Source organism: Pseudomonas protegens CHA0, assembly GCF_000397205.1.
Classification (GTDB): Bacteria; Pseudomonadota; Gammaproteobacteria; order Pseudomonadales; family Pseudomonadaceae; genus Aquipseudomonas; species Aquipseudomonas protegens.
This window is the reverse complement of sequence record NC_021237.1, coordinates 2,466,869-2,482,840: the sequence shown is the minus strand read 5'-3', so window position 1 is coordinate 2,482,840 and position 15,972 is coordinate 2,466,869. Positions and strand designations below refer to the sequence as shown.

Genomic DNA, 15,972 nt, shown 5'->3' with positions numbered 1-15,972 from the left:
GGCCTAGTCATTTATGCATTTTTTGGCCCTGTAGCTTAAGCCATCGACCTTCTAAAGTGGGTCATCTCTTTTCAGCGGATGACGGACATGCCCTACACCCTTCAACACCTCGAAAGCGAAGCGGCCCTGGCGGCCAGTTTCGACGTGATGCGTGTCTTGCGCCCCCACCTCACCAGCCCGGCGGCCTATGTCACCCAAGTAGCCCGGCAAACCGAGCAGGGCTATCGCTTGCTCGCCGCGTGGGACGCCGAGCGCATCGTCGGCCTGGCAGGCTACCGCGAGCTGGAAAACCTGCTCTACGGGCGTTTCATCTACGTCGATGACCTGGTGGTGACCCCGGAGCTACAGCGCAGCGGCCTGGGAGCGCGGCTGTTGAGTGCGGTGCGGGATGAGGCCGTGCAGCGTCAATGCGAGCACCTGGTGCTGGATACCGGCCTGCATATGCCTCTGGCCCAGCGCTTCTATTTCCGCCAGGGGTTGCTGGCCCGCGGCATGCACTTCACTCAGCGACTTCAGGGTGGGGAGCCGGTATGAACACTGTTCTGTTGATCAACGCCAGCCCCCATGGCCAGGTTTCCCAGGGGCACCGGCTGGCACTGGAGCTGGTGAGCTCCCTGCGCCAACGCTATCCGCAGCTCGAACTGGTCGAGCGTGATCTGGGGGCGCAGCCGTTGCCACCGCTGGGCCTGGACTACGCCCACGCCCTGACCACCCCCACGCCTTTCGACGCGCCACTGTTCGACGTGTCCGAAGGGCTGATTCGTGAGTTGGAGCGCTGCGATGTGCTGCTGATTGCCACGCCCATGCACAACTTCACCCTGCCGGCGGCGCTCAAGCTGTGGATCGACTACGTGCTGCGCATTCACCGCACCTTCAGCTCCGGTCCGGAGGGCAAGGTCGGCCTGCTCAAGGACCGCCCGGTGCATGTCCTGGTCAGTTCCGGCGGCTTTCACCAGGGCCCGCGGGCACGGCAGCCAGACTTTCTCACGCCTTACCTGCGCCAGGTGCTGAACACCCTCGGCCTGTTCGACCTGCAGTTCACTTATCTGCAAGGGTTGGTGTTCGGTGACGAGGCCGTGCGTGCAACCCTCGACGAGGCCCGCAGCGCACTGTCCTTGCAGCCCCTGTTCAACCCTCTCGTTTGTGCCTGATCACTTTTTTCCCTATCGGAGTTTCACCATGAGCCAACTCAGACTGCCCTTTGCCACCCTGTCGCCAGCCGCCTATCAAGGCCTGCTCGCCACCAACACCGCCCTGGTCGCAAGCCCGCTGGGCTTGCCTCTCGTGGAACTGGTGTTTTTGCGCGTGTCGCAGATCAACGGCTGCTCGTTCTGCCTGGGCAAGCACTCACAGACCCTGCGCGAGTGTGGGGTGGCGCAAGACAAGCTGGATTGCCTGGCCGGCTGGCGCGTCAGCGAACTGTTCAGCGAACGCGAGCGCGCCGCGCTGGCCTGGACCGAAACCCTCACCTACGTCCACGACAAGGGCGCGCCAGACGAGCTGTACGAACCGCTGAAAGCGCACTTTAGCGACGTTGAAATTTCCGACCTGACCTTGGCCGTGTCCTTGATGAATGCCTTCAACCGGCTGGCGGTGGGCATGAAGCTCTGAGAGCGAGGCTATCGTTGGCGGTGTTGGCTGTTGATCTTCCTGCCCCTGCGCACAGGAGGGTCGAAGGCAGGCATCGAGCCGTGGCCAACCCGGCAGGATGCCGGGTTGGCCGCCACCCGCCCCCAGGTGCACGCGGTAAGAAGGTGGCTCCGCGTCATCGTTGGCGAGCTTCGCTGGCAAGCCAGCTCCTACAGGGGAAGCGATATCAGGTCGGCTCGGGGGCCTCTCCTGCTCTATGCGAGAAAAGCTCCGCTGGCGCCGGCATCGGCCAATGCAAACAGCAGTGCTTCCAGCGCTTGTTCGGGCGCCGAGCCGAGGTCAATCTTGAGCCTGTACCCCTCCTCCGTGGCCTCCGGGTCCGACACAAAGTGCAGCACCCCTTGCAGCCCTTCTTCGGTTGGCAGGTTTTCATCTTCGCCATCGAACCACTCAAAGAACCACGCCCGAATAACCTCAGAGGCCTGTTCCAGGCTCAAGCCCCGCACCTCCAGGGGCAACCAGTCCCAGCCAAAGGGCGAGATCACCACCGCCATCTGCTCGATCGCAAAGCGCACAGGCTCAAAGCCCAGCTCGGTTTCGGAATCGACCTGCACCGGCTCGCCAGCCGAAGCGCCCTCGGCCGCAATCACATCCACCCGGCAAGGCGTGGCCATGGCCCCTTCAACCGCCAGCGAACCATCGCTGTTGCGGTAAGCGGGTTCGACATACGCCGCCCCTTCTGCGGCAACACGCGCCAGGGTTTCGACATAGGGTTTACGAATGGCGGCAAGCAGTTCGCTGACGGTCATGGATCTGATGACTTCCTTGGCAGGGGCCGTCGAGGGTTCTGTCTTCGACGGGAGGGTGATGAGTGGCTGAAAGGCCGGCGCAATAGTGCAATGGGCGGCCGTGCAACGTCCATGAAAAGCCACGCTCCTCTGGCCGCTCCTCGCCGCAGGCCGGCGCCTCGAAAAATTTTGGCTTGCACAATACATATGGATATTCGTATATTCGATTTTCCATATACAAGGAGCGAGCATGATCACGCCTCCCGAAGTCTTCAAAAGCCTGGCCGACGAAACCCGTGTACGCGCCACCCTGCTGATCGCCGATCAGGGTGAGCTGTGTGTCTGCGAGCTGATGTGTGCACTCGACGACAGCCAGCCAAAAATCAGCCGCCACCTGGCGCAACTGCGCAGCAGTGGCTTGCTGCTCGATCGCCGCCAGGGCCAATGGGTGTATTACCGCCTCAACCCCCAGTTGCCGGGCTGGGTCCGGGAGATTCTGCAGGTGACGGCCAAGGCCAACGCCGCTTGGCTCAAGGACAACGCCGCGCGCCTGCAGAACATGGATGGCCGCCCCGTTCGCGAAGCCGCCTGTTGCTGACCCCTATCGAGTGAACCTGCATGTTTGTCGCTGTGGCTGTTTTTCTCTTCACCCTGATTCTCGTCATCTGGCAGCCCAAGGGCCTCGGCGTCGGTTGGAGCGCCACGCTCGGCGCAATGATCGCGCTGGCGGTGGGCGCGGTATCGCTGCAGGACATTCCCACGGTGTGGGCCATTGTCTGGAACGCCACCGCGACTTTCATCGCGGTGATCATCATCAGTCTGCTGCTGGACGAGGCCGGGTTCTTCGAATGGGCCGCCCTGCATGTGGTGCGCTGGGCCAGGGGTAGCGGCCATCGGCTGTTCGCCTTCTGCGTGCTGCTGGGGGCGGCGGTGTCGGCGCTGTTCGCCAATGACGGCGCAGCGCTGATCCTCACGCCCATCGTCATGTCGATGCTGCTGGCGCTGCGTTTTTCACCCGGGGCGACCCTGGCCTTCGTCATGGCCGCGGGCTTCATTGCCGACACCGCGAGCCTGCCGCTGGTGGTGTCCAACCTGGTGAATATCGTGTCCGCCGACTACTTCCGGCTGGGGTTCGCCGAGTACGCGGCGGTGATGCTGCCGGTGAGCCTGGCCAGTGTCGCCATGACCTTGCTGGTGCTGTTCCTCTATTTCCGCAAGGACCTGCCGCCACGCTATGCCCTGGATGCGTTGCCGGAACCTTGCACGGCGATCCGTGACCGGGCCACCTTCAGGGTCGGGGGCTGGACCCTGCTGATGCTGCTGGTCGGGCTGTTCGCCCTGGAGCCCCTGGGCATCCCCATCAGCGCCGTGGCGGCGGCCTGTGCCGCACTGCTGTTTGCCGTCGCCGCCAAGGGCCACCGGATCTCCACGCGCCGGGTGCTGCGCGAGGCGCCGTGGCAGATCGTGGTGTTCTCGCTGGGCATGTACCTGGTGGTGTACGGCCTGAAGAATGCCGGCCTGACGGACCTGCTGGCCCAGGTGCTGAACCGCCTGGCCGAACAGGGGCTGTGGAGCGCCACCCTGGGCACCGGCCTGCTGTCGGCGCTGCTGTCCTCGGTGATGAACAACATGCCCAGCGTGCTGATCGGCGCACTGTCGATTCAGGCCAGCGAGGCGCAGGGGCTGGTACGCGAGGCGATGATCTACGCCAACGTCATCGGCTGCGACCTGGGCCCGAAAATCACCCCCATCGGCAGCCTCGCCACGCTGCTCTGGCTGCACGTGCTGGAGCGCAAGGGCCTGCGCATCACCTGGGGGTATTACTTCAAGGTCGGCGTGCTGCTGACCCTCCCGGTTCTGCTGGTCACCCTTTCGGCCCTGGCCCTGCGCCTGAGCCTCTGACAGCCGCCCAAAGCGGCAGGAGCCCCCCATGCGAGTCCTGTTCATGTGCACGGCCAACAGTTGCCGCAGCATTCTTTGCGAAGCCCTGTTCAACCATCTGGCGCCCAAGGGGTTCGCGGCGCTCAGCGCCGGCAGCTTCCCCAAGGGCCAGGTGCTGCCCCGCAGCCTGTCGACCTTGCAGCAGGCCGGCATCGCCACCGACGGCCTGTACAGCAAGGGCAATGACGCCTTCGCCGACAACCCGCCGGATATTGTCATCACCGTCTGCGACAAAGCGGCCGGTGAAAGCTGCCCGGTGTATTTCGGCCCGGCGCTGAAGGCCCATTGGGGGCTGGCGGACCCGTCCGATGTGCGCGGTGAAGAGGCAGCGATCGACGCCGCGTTCCGCGCCACCCAGGCGCAGATCGAACAGCGCTGCGCAGCCTTCTTCGCACTGCCCTTCGACCACCTCAGCCGCGATCAGCTCAAGACCGAGCTTGATCGCATCGGCACGCTTTAAGGAGGCCCCATGTCCGAGCACCTACCCAACCTGGATTTGCGCCTGTTCGATGGCGCGCCCACTTCGACGCCAGACGAGCACAAGCCGCGCATCCTGTTGCTCTACGGTTCCACCCGCGAACGCTCCTTCAGCCGGCTGCTGGTCGAAGAAGCCGCGCGCCTGCTGGAGCATTTCGGTGCCCAGACGCGGATCTTCAACCCCTCCGGCTTGCCCTTGCCCGACGATGCCCCGGCGGACCATCCCAAGGTCCAGGAACTGCGGGAGCTGGTGCTGTGGTCAGAAGGCCAGGTCTGGTGTTCGCCAGAACGCCACGGGGCGATGTCGGCGGTGTTCAAGGCGCAGATCGACTGGGTTCCGCTGGAGCTCGGCGCGGTGCGTCCGACCCAGGGCAAAACCCTGGCAGTGATGCAGGTCTGCGGCGGCTCCCAGTCGTTCAACGTGGTCAATCAGTTGCGCGTGCTCGGGCGCTGGATGCGCATGTTCACCATCCCCAACCAATCCTCGGTGCCCAAGGCCTACATGGAGTTCGACGACGCCGGGCGGATGAAGCCTTCGCCGTTCTACGACCGGCTGGTGGATGTGATGGAAGAGCTGGTGAAGTTCACCGTGCTGCTGCGCGACCGGCAGGCGTTTCTGGTGGACCGTTATTCCGAGCGCAAGGAAAGCGCCGAGCAATTGATGGCCCGGGTCAACCAGCGTTCAATCTGAGCGGGACCACTGGCCTATTCATAGCCTTCGCACCTCGCTACCCCCGATTTGGCGAGGATGGGCTGGGGCATGCTGGAGATCGACATCACGCCTTACCTGGGCAAGACCGAGAAGGTCAACGTGACCTTGCCCGGTTATGTGATTCAGCAGATCGACCGTTTTGTCCGCGAGCACAGCATCAAGAGCCGCTCGTCCTTTCTGGCGGAGGCGGCACAGGAAAAGCTCGGGCGCTAAGTACAGGGTCAACCGGGGAACAGGGCCAATGCAGAACGCCGTCAGGTTGGAGGGTCGTGTTCAGGCCGGCCCGGCTCACTCGCCCTGGTCTTGCTCAAGCCGGTTGCGCAGCTGGTTCAGTACACGGTGGGTCGTCTGGATCTCATCGACTTCCAGCCCCTGGGCAAGCTCGTTGATCCAGGGTGCTTGCAGCTTCAACGCCTGATCGAATGCCGCCTTTCCCGCCTCCGTCAGCAGCACCAGTTGCGCCCGACGGTGATGCGGGTTCGGCTGAAATTCCAGCAGGCCATCCTGCACCAGGTCATTGACGATGCGCTGAACGTTCTGCCGATTGGCGCCCATGTCGCGGGCAATCCATGACACCGGCTGCGCCCGATCGGCAGCCACGATCGTGCCAAGCAGCTGCCAGCGGGCGCTGGTCAGGCCGATCTCGGCCACCAGGCGGTCGCCTGCGGTGAGCATGCGCGCACTGGCTCGAAAGAGCTCGAGGACCAGATCGGTCATGGCGCGTCCAGCGGGGGTGTGGTTTGGTTTTTTCATGTCGCGAACTTTTTCACATTGACACCATGATGTCAATCAAGCTAGTTTTTATCCATAGCACCACATTGTCATCATGTTTACATACTGGAGATCGCCATGTTGTCCATTCGCCCGCTCGATCCTGTAGTCCCCATCCATCAGCAACTCCAGTGCAGCGAGTCACCGGTGGTGCTGGTCAACCTGTTTAGCGTCGACGAGGACGATATACCCGAGCTTCTGCGTGCCTGGGAGCTGGATGCCAACTGGATGAAACAGCGTGCCGGTTACATTTCCACGCAGCTCCACCAGGCCATCGGTGGCAGCTGCATGTTCCTGAACTACGCGGTATGGGAGTCGGTGGAGCGCTTTCGCGAAGCCTTCAGTCACCCGGATTTCGCCAACGCCCTGGGCCGCTACCCCTCCAGTGCCCTGGCCATGCCCCATCTGTTCACCAAGGTCGCCGTGCCGAATATCTGCACAGTGTGAACACAGCCCAATCGACTGACGGGAAGCGCCCCATGCTCAAACGACTTCACCTCACCGCCAGCCTGCTGGCCCTGCTGTGCATCGCCACGTTCTTTGTCTCGACCCTGCTGGTGGAAAGCATGGGAACCCTGCATGCGATCGCTCAACTCAAGCAACTGATCGTCAGCCCCGGGCTCTGGGTGCTGATTCCGGCAATGGCAGTGGCGGGAGCCAGCGGCATGGGGCTGAGCCGGGCCCGGCAGGGACGCCTGATCGCCTCGAAGCAAAAACGCATGCCCTTCATTGCCGCCAACGGCCTGTTGGTGCTCGTGCCCTGCGCAATTGTGCTCAACCAGTGGGCGTCGGCAGGCAGCTTCGACACGGGTTTTTACGTGGTGCAGGTCATCGAACTGATCGCCGGGGCCACCAACCTCACATTGATGGGGTTGAACGTGCGTGATGGTTTGCGGCTTAGCGGTCGGTTGTAGAGGGCCATGCCTTGGGGCCGGTAGGCCATGCGTTGCCTGGACCGACGCCTTCGCTGGCAAGCCAGCTCCTACGGAGGAACCAGACCACCGTAGGGCAAAAAACCGCGCTCAAACCTTGAACCGCGCCACTAACCGATTCAGCTCAATCGCCAGATTGGCCATCTCCCCGCAGGCACTGGCCGTCTGGCTGGCCCCCGCCGAACTCTGGATCGACAGCTCGCGAATGCTGGTCAGGTTCTGGTCCGCCTCGCGCGCCACCTGGGCCTGTTCTTCCGAGGCGGTGGCAATCAGCAGGTTGCGTTCGTTGATCTGGGTAATCGCCTGGGCGATCTGCTTGAGGGACAGGTCGGCGTTCTGCGCCACGGAGATCGAGCTGCTGGCCATCTCGGCGCTGACGTTCATGGCGCTCACCGCGTGGGTCGAGTCGGCCTGGATCGCGCTGATCATCTGTTCGATTTCCTGGGTCGACTGCTGGGTGCGGTGGGCCAGGGCCCGCACTTCATCGGCCACCACCGCAAAGCCGCGGCCCTGCTCGCCGGCGCGGGCGGCTTCGATGGCGGCATTGAGGGCCAGCAGGTTGGTCTGTTCGGCAATGGCGCGAATCACTTCCACCACTTTGCTGATGTCCTGGGCGCGGCTGGACAGCGCCTTGACCTGCTCGCCAGTGCTGGCCACGTTGCCGGCCAGGCCTTCGATGGCCTTGAGGGTCTGGGCCACGTTCTCGATGCCGGAGCGGGTGAACTCCATGGACTCGCGGGACGACTGGGCGGCGGCTTCGGCGTTGCGGGCCACCTCGTCCACCGCGGCGCTCATTTCGGTCACTGCGGTGGCCGCCTGGCTGACTTCGTCGTTCTGGCGCACCAGCCCGCGGCTGGCGTCTTCGGTCACTGCGGTCATTTCTTCCGAGGCCGAGGCCAGTTGGGTGGAGGAATCGGCGATGTGGGCGATGGTTTCCCGCAGGTTGGTCTGCATCTGCGCCAGGGCGGCCAGCAGGCGGCCGGCTTCATCGCGGCCACTGACGCCGATCTCCCGGGACAGGTCGCTGCCGGCAATGCGTTCGGCCACGGCCAGGGCGTCGCTGATGGGCGCGGTGATGCTGCGGGTCAGCACCGCCGCCAACACCACGGTGAGCACCACCGTCACCCCCATCAACACCAGCACCAGCGTCAGGCCACTGCTGTAAACCGACTCGGCAGTGATCCCCGCCTGCCTGGCGCCCTCGTCGTTGAAGTCCGAGAGTTTGTCCATCTTCTCCTGCATGGCGTTGGTCATGGGGCTGATGCGGGTGTTGATCAGGGTGATGGCCGCGGCGTTGTCGCCACTGCGCAACAGCGGCTCCAGCTCGTCCACCAGCTTGAAGTAGGCCTGCACATCGGTCGCTACAGCCTGGTACAGCTCACGCTCCGCCGGCCCGGTGATCAGGGGTTCGTACTGGTTGATGGTGTTCTGCAGGTTGGATCGATAACCGCTCAACGAGGCGATGCGGGTCTGGCGCTGCTGTTCGTCGGTGGTCACGGTGATGCGGATGCTTTCCAGACGCAGGCGCAAGACGCTGGTCTTCATCTTGCCGATCTCGCGGATGCTGGTCATCCAGTTGGTCTCGACATCCTGCTCCGCATCTCGCAGCTTGCCCATTTGCAGCACGGCGACAATGCCCAGGGCGAACACCACCAGGACAATGAGCGAGAAAAAGGCGGCAGACCTTGGAGCAAGATTCATTGTCCTGACGTTCATTTTTTATCTCTCTAATAGAATGGTCGGTACTTCCCTGCTGTCATTCCACGCTATCGACTGAGTGTCAGAGAGCTGCAAACAACCCGACGACCAGGTTAGCGGCCCACCCGGCACGGCAACGTCGATACTCACTCGGGTCAATCCAGGCCTGTCGGGACGCAGGCCCCACTCGGTCCTCCTGCGCCCATATCCCCCTTGGCGGGTGAGCATCAGTTAAGTCGAATAACGCGGCCCGCGCCGTCTCGATTTTTCTGGGCAATGGCACCTGGAGCCCGGCATCTATCCAGGGGGGGCCTAACAAGCCATAGCAGATGGTGGCGTTTTGTCACTACCGTCGATCAGACCGCTGTTGAAAAGAGCACGCCGCCGCTCGATCAGGTTGCGCCTGAACGGGGCAAGCCCCGGCAGCCCACCCTGGCCTCGCCCACGGGCCGGAACCGCGACCACCGATTGCCCACTGAAGAAACCCATCGCTACGGCCTATAATGCCGCCGCCCCCACGTTCTGAAGGATCAGCAATGTCCATCACCAATCCAAAAGTCATCGATATCTGGGCCATCCCCAAATCCGCGCCCGACAGCCTGCTGCTGATCATGGTCGACCCCCTCGAATGGGGTGACGAAGCGGCACACAGCGAACACCTGCTCCTGCTGCAAGAGAAGATCAACACCTACATCACCTTCATCGAAAGTGAAGAGATCTACAGCGAAATTCCCGATGCCTGCGGCAAGCACCTGATTATCCGGGTACTGGGTTTGCACGAACTGCCCGAGCAAGTCGATTGGTTTTTCAAACGCATTACCGAGATCCTCCATGAACGGAGCATCGGCTTCGATTTCGAGCTGAAAGTGAACGAAGAGGCTCCCAGCCTGTAGCTCGCCCCCTGCGCGCTCGCCGATTGAGCCGCGCGCAGGAACACCTTGTGCAGGCAGGATCAGCGCCCGATCAAGCGCAATGAAATCCACATGCGGCTCATGGAAAACGCGTCGAGCACCCCGCCAGCGTGACGGTGGGAGCCAGCAAAACGCATGGGGTCTTGCCTGTCGTCAGGCTGCCGGCCAGGGCACCGAGAGCGAGCCGGGCGCGAATGAACTTCTATTTGAACTCGAAATACTCTCTCATCATTTCAATTGGCTTCATCGGTTCCACATTCAAGAAACCCAACACCTCAAGAAACCACGAGAGGTTATCTCCCAACACGGAAATATCGTCCTCATCATTCGACAGCAGACAAATGGCCAGTCGTGCCTTCAATACCTCCCGATCCTTGAACCCTCGTATTGCCCCTTGCTCATCGATTTTTGCCCACCAGAGTGCAGCCTGCGCCTTGCAGCGTTCAGCAGGAATTTCCCCGGCAACATAGGCTTTCGCCAGGCGCAGAGGATCCTGCTCGCAGTCGGAGAACTGGATATCCAGTTCCTCCAGAACCTTGATCAGGAATCCGAGCTGGTGTTTGAGCGCAGCAGAGCTTTGAGTGGCCCGAACAATTGAGCCGATATTGAATTTCTTGAAGTCATCCGGATTCATGCAGCAACCTTGAAACTGAGTAAAGGATCACGACGATGGGGGCCCGATCATCATCGGGAACGCGCACATCCTATGGCCAAATATCCATTACGCAACGGTTGTTGGAAAATCGCCGGGGCGGTTCTCGCCTTCAGGGCCCGGCCCGGTCACTAGAACAGTTCCTGCATCGTGCGCTGCATGCCCATCCATGCCGCACGCGCAACAGCACCGCCACTAACCCCGGGGCACGTAATACAATCCCCGCCCCCGCCGCCTGAAGGATCAGCCATGTCCGTCACCAATCCCAAAGTCATCGATTTCTGGGGGATCTCCAAGGAGGCTCCCAACGACCTCCTACTGGTGATGACCGACCACCTCGAATGGGGCGACAAGGCGGAACAAGGCGAGCACTTGCTCGTGCTGCAAGAGAAAATCAACAGCTACATCGCCTTCATCGAAAGTGGCGAGATCTACACCGAGATCCCCGGCGCCTATGGCAAGTACCCGATCATCCGGGTCATTGGCTTGTATGAATTGCCCGCGCAGGCCGAGTACTTCATGGCCCGGGTCACCGAAACCCTGAATGACGTGGGCATTGGCTTTGAGTTCGAGCTCAGGGCCGACGAGAGGATTCGCAACATGTAGCCGGGCCGGGCACGGCGCTGCCTCAGGCAGGCTTGATCACAGCCCGGTTGAGGGCAATCACATCCACATGCTGCTGGTGCGAGAAGTGCTCGATCACGTCTTACAGGTGCACATGCTCCAGGCCATTGGCCGCCATGTCGGCTGAAGCCTTGATCAGGAACTCACCCAGCGCCCTGAGTGTGTCCGGCTCGGCGAGAACGGTCAGCAGCCTCCCTCAGCCCTCTTTCTGCAACCGCGCAATCAAGGTGTCGATAAAGAACGCCAGGCTTTCCGGCAACACCCGCTTGGGCATGGTCAGCACCTGAATGTCCCGATCGCCCAAGCGCGGGTTGGACAGGGGCACCGATACCAGCCCATCCATCCCCTGCCCTTCGCCGCTGATGGCACTGGCAAAGGCCACCGTGTCGGACTGGCGCACAAACTCATGCAGGGCCCCGGAGAAGTTGCAGGTCATCACCTGATCGAAGCTCAGGCCGTCCATCTGGCACACCAGGTCCAGCAGTTGCCGCTGGGTGGTGCCCTTGGGCGTCAAGGCCACGGGAAACGCCTGCACCTGCTCCAGTGACAGCACCCCGGCGCTGGCCAGCGGATGCCCGGCGCGCATCAGGGCGCGAATCGGCGAGCGGATCGAGTAGCACACGTTGACCCCCTCCACCGGCTCGGTGCTGAAGGTCAGCCCCACGTCCGCCTCGCCCCGGCGAATGCGCTGCACGCACTCGTGGGGCGAGATCACGTCCAGGCGGTACTCGGCTCCGGGCCGCAGGCGGTAATGCTCCAGCAGCACCCGGGGCAGGAAATACCGCGACAGGCCCTCGGTGGATACCAGGCGGATTACCTTGGCCCCCGGGTAACCCTCGCCCCGCAGTTCGGCGAGGATGTTCTCCTGTTCCAGCCAGGTGCGCCGGGCGTGTTCGGCCAGGGCTTCGCCAGCGGCGGTGAGTTGCATGCCCCGCGGGCGCCGCTCGAACAGCGCCACGCCAACGCTCTCTTCCAGCAGGGCGATCTGCCGGCTCACCGCGCTGGGGGCGATGTGCAAACGCTCCCCCGCCGCGGCCAGGGAGCCCGCATCGATCACCGCCAGAAAATACCGATAGTCCATCTGCATCCCCTTGCCAGGCATCCAATTTTTAGAATCATGCCTTCAAAAAACAGCAATATACAGATGCCTTTGCCAACTCCACCATGGGCCCGTTCCCTTGCCCGACCGGAGTTGCAATGACCAAGCAAGCTGCCCTCGCCGGCGTTCGCCAGTACCTGGACGACGGCCACTTTGAACAGGACCTGCGACGCCGGGTGGCGTTTCGCAGTGACAGCCAGGACCCGGCCCACGCCAGCGAGTTGCCGCGCTACCTGCTGGAGGAAATCCAGCCGCTGCTGCAGCGCCTGGGCTTCGACTGCCACATGCTGGCCAACCCCGAGGCCGGTGGGCCGTTCCTGATTGCAACGCGCCTGGAAGACCCAGCCCTGCACACAGTGCTCAGCTACGGCCACGGCGACGTGGTGCCGGGTTACGCCGAACAGTGGCGCGCGGGCCTGAATCCCTGGCAACTGACCCTGGAGGGCGAACGCTGGTACGGCCGTGGCACCGCCGACAACAAGGGCCAGCACAGCATCAACCTGACCGCCCTGGAGCAAGTGCTAAAGGCCCGCGACGGGCGCCTGGGCTTCAACCTCAAGCTGCTGTTCGAGATGGGTGAGGAAGCCGGTTCCCCGGGGCTGCGCCAGCTGTGCCAGGAGCAGCGCGAACTGTTGCGGGCCGATGTGTTCATCGCCTCCGACGGCCCACGGCTGAATCAGGCCCGACCGACGCTGTTCCTCGGCTCCCGCGGCTCGGCGCAGTTCCGCCTGGAGGTCAACACCCGGGACAAGGGCCTGCACTCGGGCAACTGGGGCGGGGTGATGAGCAACCCCGGCGTGGTACTGGCCAACGCCCTGGCCAGCCTGGTGGACCAGAACGGCCGCATCCGCTGCCGCGAACTGCTACCGGCGAACATTCCCGACAACGTGCGCGCCGCCATCGCCGACCTGGAGATCCAGCGCGAGTCCCTGGGCCGCCCCCTGGACGAACACTGGGGCGAACCGGGGCTGACCCTGGGCGAGCGCCTGTTCGCCTGGAACACCCTGGAAATCCTCGCCTTCAGCACCGGCAACCCGCAAAAGCCGGTGAACGCGATTCCGCCCCGGGCCGTGGCCTTCTGCCAATTGCGCTTTGTCCTCGGCACGCCCTGGCAGCAGCTGGAAAGCCTGCTGCGGGCGCACCTGGACCGCGAAGGTTTCAGCCAGGTGGAGATCGTCATGGAGCGCTGCTCCCCGGCCACCCGCCTGGACCCGGACAACCCCTGGGTCAGGTTCGCCAAGACCTCGATTGCAGGTAGCAGTGCGCAGCGCCTGGCGCTGTTGCCGAACCTGGCGGGCACCCTGCCCAACGACATCTTCGCCGAAGTGCTGGGGCTGCCGACCCTGTGGATTCCCCACTCCTACCCCGGCTGCTCGCAGCACGCCCCGGACGAACACCTGCTGCTGCCGGTGATTCGTGAAGGCCTGGAGATCATGACGGCCCTGTTCTGGGACCTGGGGGACCTGCCCCGGACCTGAGGCATCGCTTACCCGGCCCGGCCCTGGCCGGGCACCTGTCGCTCAAAATCCAACAATAAGCAGGAGCGTCCTGTATGACAGCGTTAGCCACCACCTCGACCGCGACCCGGGTCGAACCCAAGGCCCTGTGGAAACCCATAGGCGCCGCCCTGATCGGCAACACCCTGGAGTGGTTCGACCTGTCGATCTACGCCTACTTCGCCCTGACCATCAGCCAGGTGTTCTTTCCCACCGCGGACCCGACCTTCTCCCTGCTGCTGGCCTTCGCCACCTTCGGCATCTCGTTCCTGATCCGCCCCCTGGGCGCGGCGGTACTGGGCTCCTACGCCGACCGCAAGGGCCGCAAGAAGGCCCTGACCCTGTCGATCCTGATCATGCTGACGGGCACCCTGCTGATCGCCATCATGCCCAGCTACGCCACCCTGGGCCTCGCCGCGCCGATCGGCATCCTCCTGGCCCGGCTGCTGCAAGGCTTCTCTGCCGGTGGCGAGTTCGGCACCTCGACCGCCTTCATGCTGGAACACGCGCCGCCGCGCACCCGGCACTTTGTCGCCAGCCTGCAATTCGCCAGCCAGGGCTTTGGCGTGGTCATCGCCTCGACCTTCGGCTACTTCCTGACCAAGCACCTCGATGCCCAGCAAATGCTCGACTGGGGCTGGCGCGTGCCGTTCTTCTTCGGCCTGCTGCTGGGCCCGGTGGGCCTGTACATCCGCCGTACGGTGGACGAGTCGCCGGACTTCAAGGCCAGCGAACCGGGGGAACGCCCTTTGCGCGAAGTGCTGGTGACCCAGAAGACCCTGCTGCTGATCGCCATGGGCACCCTGGTGGTGTCGACCGCCTCGAACTACATGATCCAGTACATGCCGTCCTACGCCGCCACCAGCCTGAACATCGCCCAGTCCTCGGGCTTTTTGGCGACCCTTACCGGCGGCCTGATCCTGACCATCATCACGCCCATCGTCGGCTACCTGTCCGGCCATATCGGTCGCCTGAAAATCATGCTGGCAGCGGCGGTGGTCTATGCCGTGGCGATCCTGCCGGCGTTCTTCTGGCTCAACAGCCGCCCCAGCGCCAGCTCCCTGCTGCTGGTGGTAGCACTGATGGCCCTGATCAAGGCGGTGTACTTCGCCCCGCTGCCGTCGCTGATGGCGGACATCTTCCCGGTGCGCACCCGGGTCACCGGCATGTCCCTGAGCTACAACCTGGGGGTCACGATCTTCGGCGGTTTTGCACCGGTGATCGCTACCGGATTAATTGCCCTGACCGGCTCACAGCTGGCACCGAGTTTCTACCTGATGCTGGCGGCAGCGTTGAGCGTCGTAGCCCTGTTGATGGCGCGTAAGAAACTCGGCATGACCTGAAATGCGACCGTTTTTTGCGCGGGGCAAAAGCGCCGCGTAGGGGCCGGCTTGCCGGCGAAGAGGCCCGCGAGACATGTAGCGCCTGGACGGGCGCCTTCGCTGGCAAGCCAGCTCCTACTGCACCGGCAAGAAATTCATCAGCAGCAGGCTCTGCGCGTAATTGAACCCCACCCGCCGGTAGCGCTCATCGAGAATCTGCGTGAGCAAATCCAGGCGCGCGACGATCTTGCCGAACTCCACGGCAAAACTCAGGTTGCTGCCCTCCTCGGAAATCTCGTTGGAGAACAGCAACAGCACCCCATTGGCATCCTGGCGCTGGCTCAGCAGCCAGGTGGCCTTCTCGATATTGCGCGCGGCGTTGCTGATGAACTGCGGGTCGATGGTATCGGTCATGTAGAACTCGGTGCGCCCGCCATGGGCGGTCACCAGCATGCTGCCAATGGCATAGATGAAGGCCCCCACCCGATCGCCCTGGAACTCCGGGCTCAGGGAATAGCTCAGGGCCGCCAGGTCGCGACGATCCCCCAGGGCCGGCAGCGGCTGGCGCTTTTCGATGGCATTGCGGATCTCGCGCTGGGCCGTGGTGCCATCGGGGAACCCCGACTTGCGCCACTGGCTGGGGTTGCGCAGGTAGAGCTTGCCCATCAGCAGGTACAGGCTCTGCAGGTTGTCGCGCATGCCGATGGTGGCCATACGGTCAACGCTGGTCTGGAAGAATTCGTCAGGCTTGCCTTCACGAAACTGTTTGGCGATATCGCGCCCTTGCTGCTGGGTACAGGCCGTGGCGCCAAGCATCAGCAGCGCCACCAGGAACAGGCGCTGAAATCGGGTTTGCATCATGCAAGAAGAGGGAGCGTAGGCCATCGGCACCGGGTCGGAATTCACGGGCTGCGGCGGGGATCGGCGCGGCCAGGCCTGGTGATAGAACGCAAAACTGT

Annotated in this window: 20 protein-coding genes and 2 pseudogenes; 14 read left to right on the top strand and 8 right to left on the bottom strand. The window is 63.3% G+C overall.

Annotated elements, in window-relative coordinates; all coding sequences use genetic code 11:
• The first annotated feature begins 87 nt into the window (after window positions 1-87).
• The 3 genes from PFLCHA0_RS11220 to PFLCHA0_RS11210 are packed head-to-tail and all read left to right on the top strand — an operon-like array spanning window position 88 to window position 1,611.
• The gene (locus tag PFLCHA0_RS11220; protein WP_041752112.1) at window positions 88-534 is read left to right on the top strand and encodes a GNAT family N-acetyltransferase; all 447 of its coding nucleotides are present in this window, start codon (window positions 88-90) and stop codon (window positions 532-534) included.
• Window positions 531-1,151, top strand: coding sequence for an FMN-dependent NADH-azoreductase (locus PFLCHA0_RS11215; protein WP_015634977.1), 621 nt, complete (start codon window positions 531-533; stop codon window positions 1,149-1,151). The genes PFLCHA0_RS11220 and PFLCHA0_RS11215 overlap by 4 nt, the downstream gene beginning before the upstream one ends.
• 28 nt (window positions 1,152-1,179) lie before the next feature.
• Window positions 1,180-1,611, top strand: coding sequence for a carboxymuconolactone decarboxylase family protein (locus PFLCHA0_RS11210; protein ID WP_011060488.1), 432 nt, complete (start codon window positions 1,180-1,182; stop codon window positions 1,609-1,611).
• A 233-nt stretch (window positions 1,612-1,844) separates the two neighbouring features.
• Here the strand turns inward: PFLCHA0_RS11210 and PFLCHA0_RS11205 are convergent, their stop codons facing one another.
• Window positions 1,845-2,399: a hypothetical protein gene (locus PFLCHA0_RS11205; protein ID WP_041752110.1), complete on the bottom strand. Its 555-nt coding sequence runs from the start codon at window positions 2,397-2,399 to the stop codon at window positions 1,845-1,847.
• A gap of 229 nt (window positions 2,400-2,628) precedes the next feature.
• Here PFLCHA0_RS11205 and PFLCHA0_RS11200 point away from each other — a divergent pair, with 229 nt between their 5' ends.
• The 5 genes and pseudogenes from PFLCHA0_RS11200 to PFLCHA0_RS11180 all read left to right on the top strand — a co-directional run.
• Window positions 2,629-2,976: a metalloregulator ArsR/SmtB family transcription factor gene (locus PFLCHA0_RS11200; protein WP_015634975.1), complete on the top strand. Its 348-nt coding sequence runs from the start codon at window positions 2,629-2,631 to the stop codon at window positions 2,974-2,976.
• 20 nt (window positions 2,977-2,996) lie between these two features.
• Entirely contained in the window at window positions 2,997-4,280 is a 1,284-nt protein-coding gene (locus tag PFLCHA0_RS11195; protein WP_015634974.1) for an arsenic transporter, read from the top strand.
• 28 nt (window positions 4,281-4,308) lie between these two features.
• Entirely contained in the window at window positions 4,309-4,779 is a 471-nt protein-coding gene (locus tag PFLCHA0_RS11190; protein ID WP_015634973.1) for an arsenate reductase ArsC, read from the top strand.
• 9 nt (window positions 4,780-4,788) lie between these two features.
• Window positions 4,789-5,487, top strand: coding sequence for an arsenical resistance protein ArsH (gene arsH, locus PFLCHA0_RS11185; protein ID WP_015634972.1), 699 nt, complete (start codon window positions 4,789-4,791; stop codon window positions 5,485-5,487).
• A gap of 30 nt (window positions 5,488-5,517) precedes the next feature.
• Window positions 5,518-5,721, top strand: a pseudogene (locus PFLCHA0_RS11180) (type II toxin-antitoxin system HicB family antitoxin); the annotation flags it as partial.
• 75 nt (window positions 5,722-5,796) lie between these two features.
• Here PFLCHA0_RS11180 and PFLCHA0_RS11175 read toward each other — a convergent pair.
• Window positions 5,797-6,225: a MarR family winged helix-turn-helix transcriptional regulator gene (locus PFLCHA0_RS11175; protein WP_041752108.1), complete on the bottom strand. Its 429-nt coding sequence runs from the start codon at window positions 6,223-6,225 to the stop codon at window positions 5,797-5,799.
• Window positions 6,226-6,357: 132 nt separating this feature from the next.
• Between PFLCHA0_RS11175 and PFLCHA0_RS11170 the strand changes: the two genes are divergently transcribed.
• Entirely contained in the window at window positions 6,358-6,726 is a 369-nt protein-coding gene (locus tag PFLCHA0_RS11170; RefSeq protein ID WP_015634969.1) for an antibiotic biosynthesis monooxygenase family protein, read from the top strand.
• Window positions 6,727-6,758: 32 nt separating this feature from the next.
• Window positions 6,759-7,193, top strand: coding sequence for a hypothetical protein (locus PFLCHA0_RS11165; RefSeq protein WP_015634968.1), 435 nt, complete (start codon window positions 6,759-6,761; stop codon window positions 7,191-7,193).
• Between the two features lie 108 nt (window positions 7,194-7,301).
• Here PFLCHA0_RS11165 and PFLCHA0_RS32290 read toward each other — a convergent pair whose 3' ends face one another.
• Window positions 7,302-8,090, bottom strand: coding sequence for a methyl-accepting chemotaxis protein (locus tag PFLCHA0_RS32290; RefSeq protein ID WP_370059486.1), 789 nt, complete (start codon window positions 8,088-8,090; stop codon window positions 7,302-7,304).
• A gap of 66 nt (window positions 8,091-8,156) precedes the next feature.
• Window positions 8,157-8,912 (bottom strand): annotated as a pseudogene (locus PFLCHA0_RS32285) (MCP four helix bundle domain-containing protein); the annotation flags it as partial.
• Between the two features lie 533 nt (window positions 8,913-9,445).
• On the opposite strand from PFLCHA0_RS32285, the gene PFLCHA0_RS11155 reads away from it, so the two are divergent.
• Window positions 9,446-9,802 carry a DUF6572 domain-containing protein gene (locus PFLCHA0_RS11155; protein ID WP_015634967.1) on the top strand — a complete coding sequence of 119 codons (357 nt, stop codon included), beginning with the start codon at window positions 9,446-9,448 and terminating at the stop codon, window positions 9,800-9,802.
• Between the two features lie 220 nt (window positions 9,803-10,022).
• Here PFLCHA0_RS11155 and PFLCHA0_RS11150 read toward each other — a convergent pair whose 3' ends face one another.
• Window positions 10,023-10,454, bottom strand: a complete 432-nt coding sequence (locus PFLCHA0_RS11150; protein WP_041752106.1) for a hypothetical protein — start codon at window positions 10,452-10,454, stop codon at window positions 10,023-10,025.
• Window positions 10,455-10,721: 267 nt separating this feature from the next.
• Between PFLCHA0_RS11150 and PFLCHA0_RS11145 the strand changes: the two genes are divergently transcribed.
• The gene (locus PFLCHA0_RS11145) at window positions 10,722-11,078 is read left to right on the top strand and encodes a DUF6572 domain-containing protein (protein ID WP_015634966.1); all 357 of its coding nucleotides are present in this window, start codon (window positions 10,722-10,724) and stop codon (window positions 11,076-11,078) included.
• Window positions 11,079-11,178: 100 nt separating this feature from the next.
• Here the strand turns inward: PFLCHA0_RS11145 and PFLCHA0_RS32505 are convergent, their stop codons facing one another.
• Both PFLCHA0_RS32505 and PFLCHA0_RS11140 read right to left on the bottom strand, forming a co-directional pair.
• Window positions 11,179-11,283, bottom strand: a complete 105-nt coding sequence (locus PFLCHA0_RS32505; RefSeq protein WP_436248352.1) for an Imm32 family immunity protein — start codon at window positions 11,281-11,283, stop codon at window positions 11,179-11,181.
• A gap of 9 nt (window positions 11,284-11,292) precedes the next feature.
• Window positions 11,293-12,177 (bottom strand): LysR family transcriptional regulator, encoded by an 885-nt coding sequence (locus PFLCHA0_RS11140; protein WP_011060477.1) that lies wholly within the window; start codon window positions 12,175-12,177, stop codon window positions 11,293-11,295.
• Between the two features lie 116 nt (window positions 12,178-12,293).
• Between PFLCHA0_RS11140 and PFLCHA0_RS11135 the strand changes: the two genes are divergently transcribed.
• Window positions 12,294-13,673, top strand: coding sequence for a M20 family metallopeptidase (locus tag PFLCHA0_RS11135; protein ID WP_015634965.1), 1,380 nt, complete (start codon window positions 12,294-12,296; stop codon window positions 13,671-13,673).
• A gap of 74 nt (window positions 13,674-13,747) precedes the next feature.
• Complete coding sequence (locus PFLCHA0_RS11130) at window positions 13,748-15,034, top strand: MFS transporter (protein ID WP_015634964.1); 1,287 nt, start codon at window positions 13,748-13,750, stop codon at window positions 15,032-15,034.
• 114 nt (window positions 15,035-15,148) lie between these two features.
• Here PFLCHA0_RS11130 and PFLCHA0_RS11125 read toward each other — a convergent pair whose 3' ends face one another.
• Window positions 15,149-15,874 carry a hypothetical protein gene (locus tag PFLCHA0_RS11125; protein ID WP_015634963.1) on the bottom strand — a complete coding sequence of 242 codons (726 nt, stop codon included), beginning with the start codon at window positions 15,872-15,874 and terminating at the stop codon, window positions 15,149-15,151.
• Window positions 15,875-15,972 lie beyond the last annotated feature (98 nt).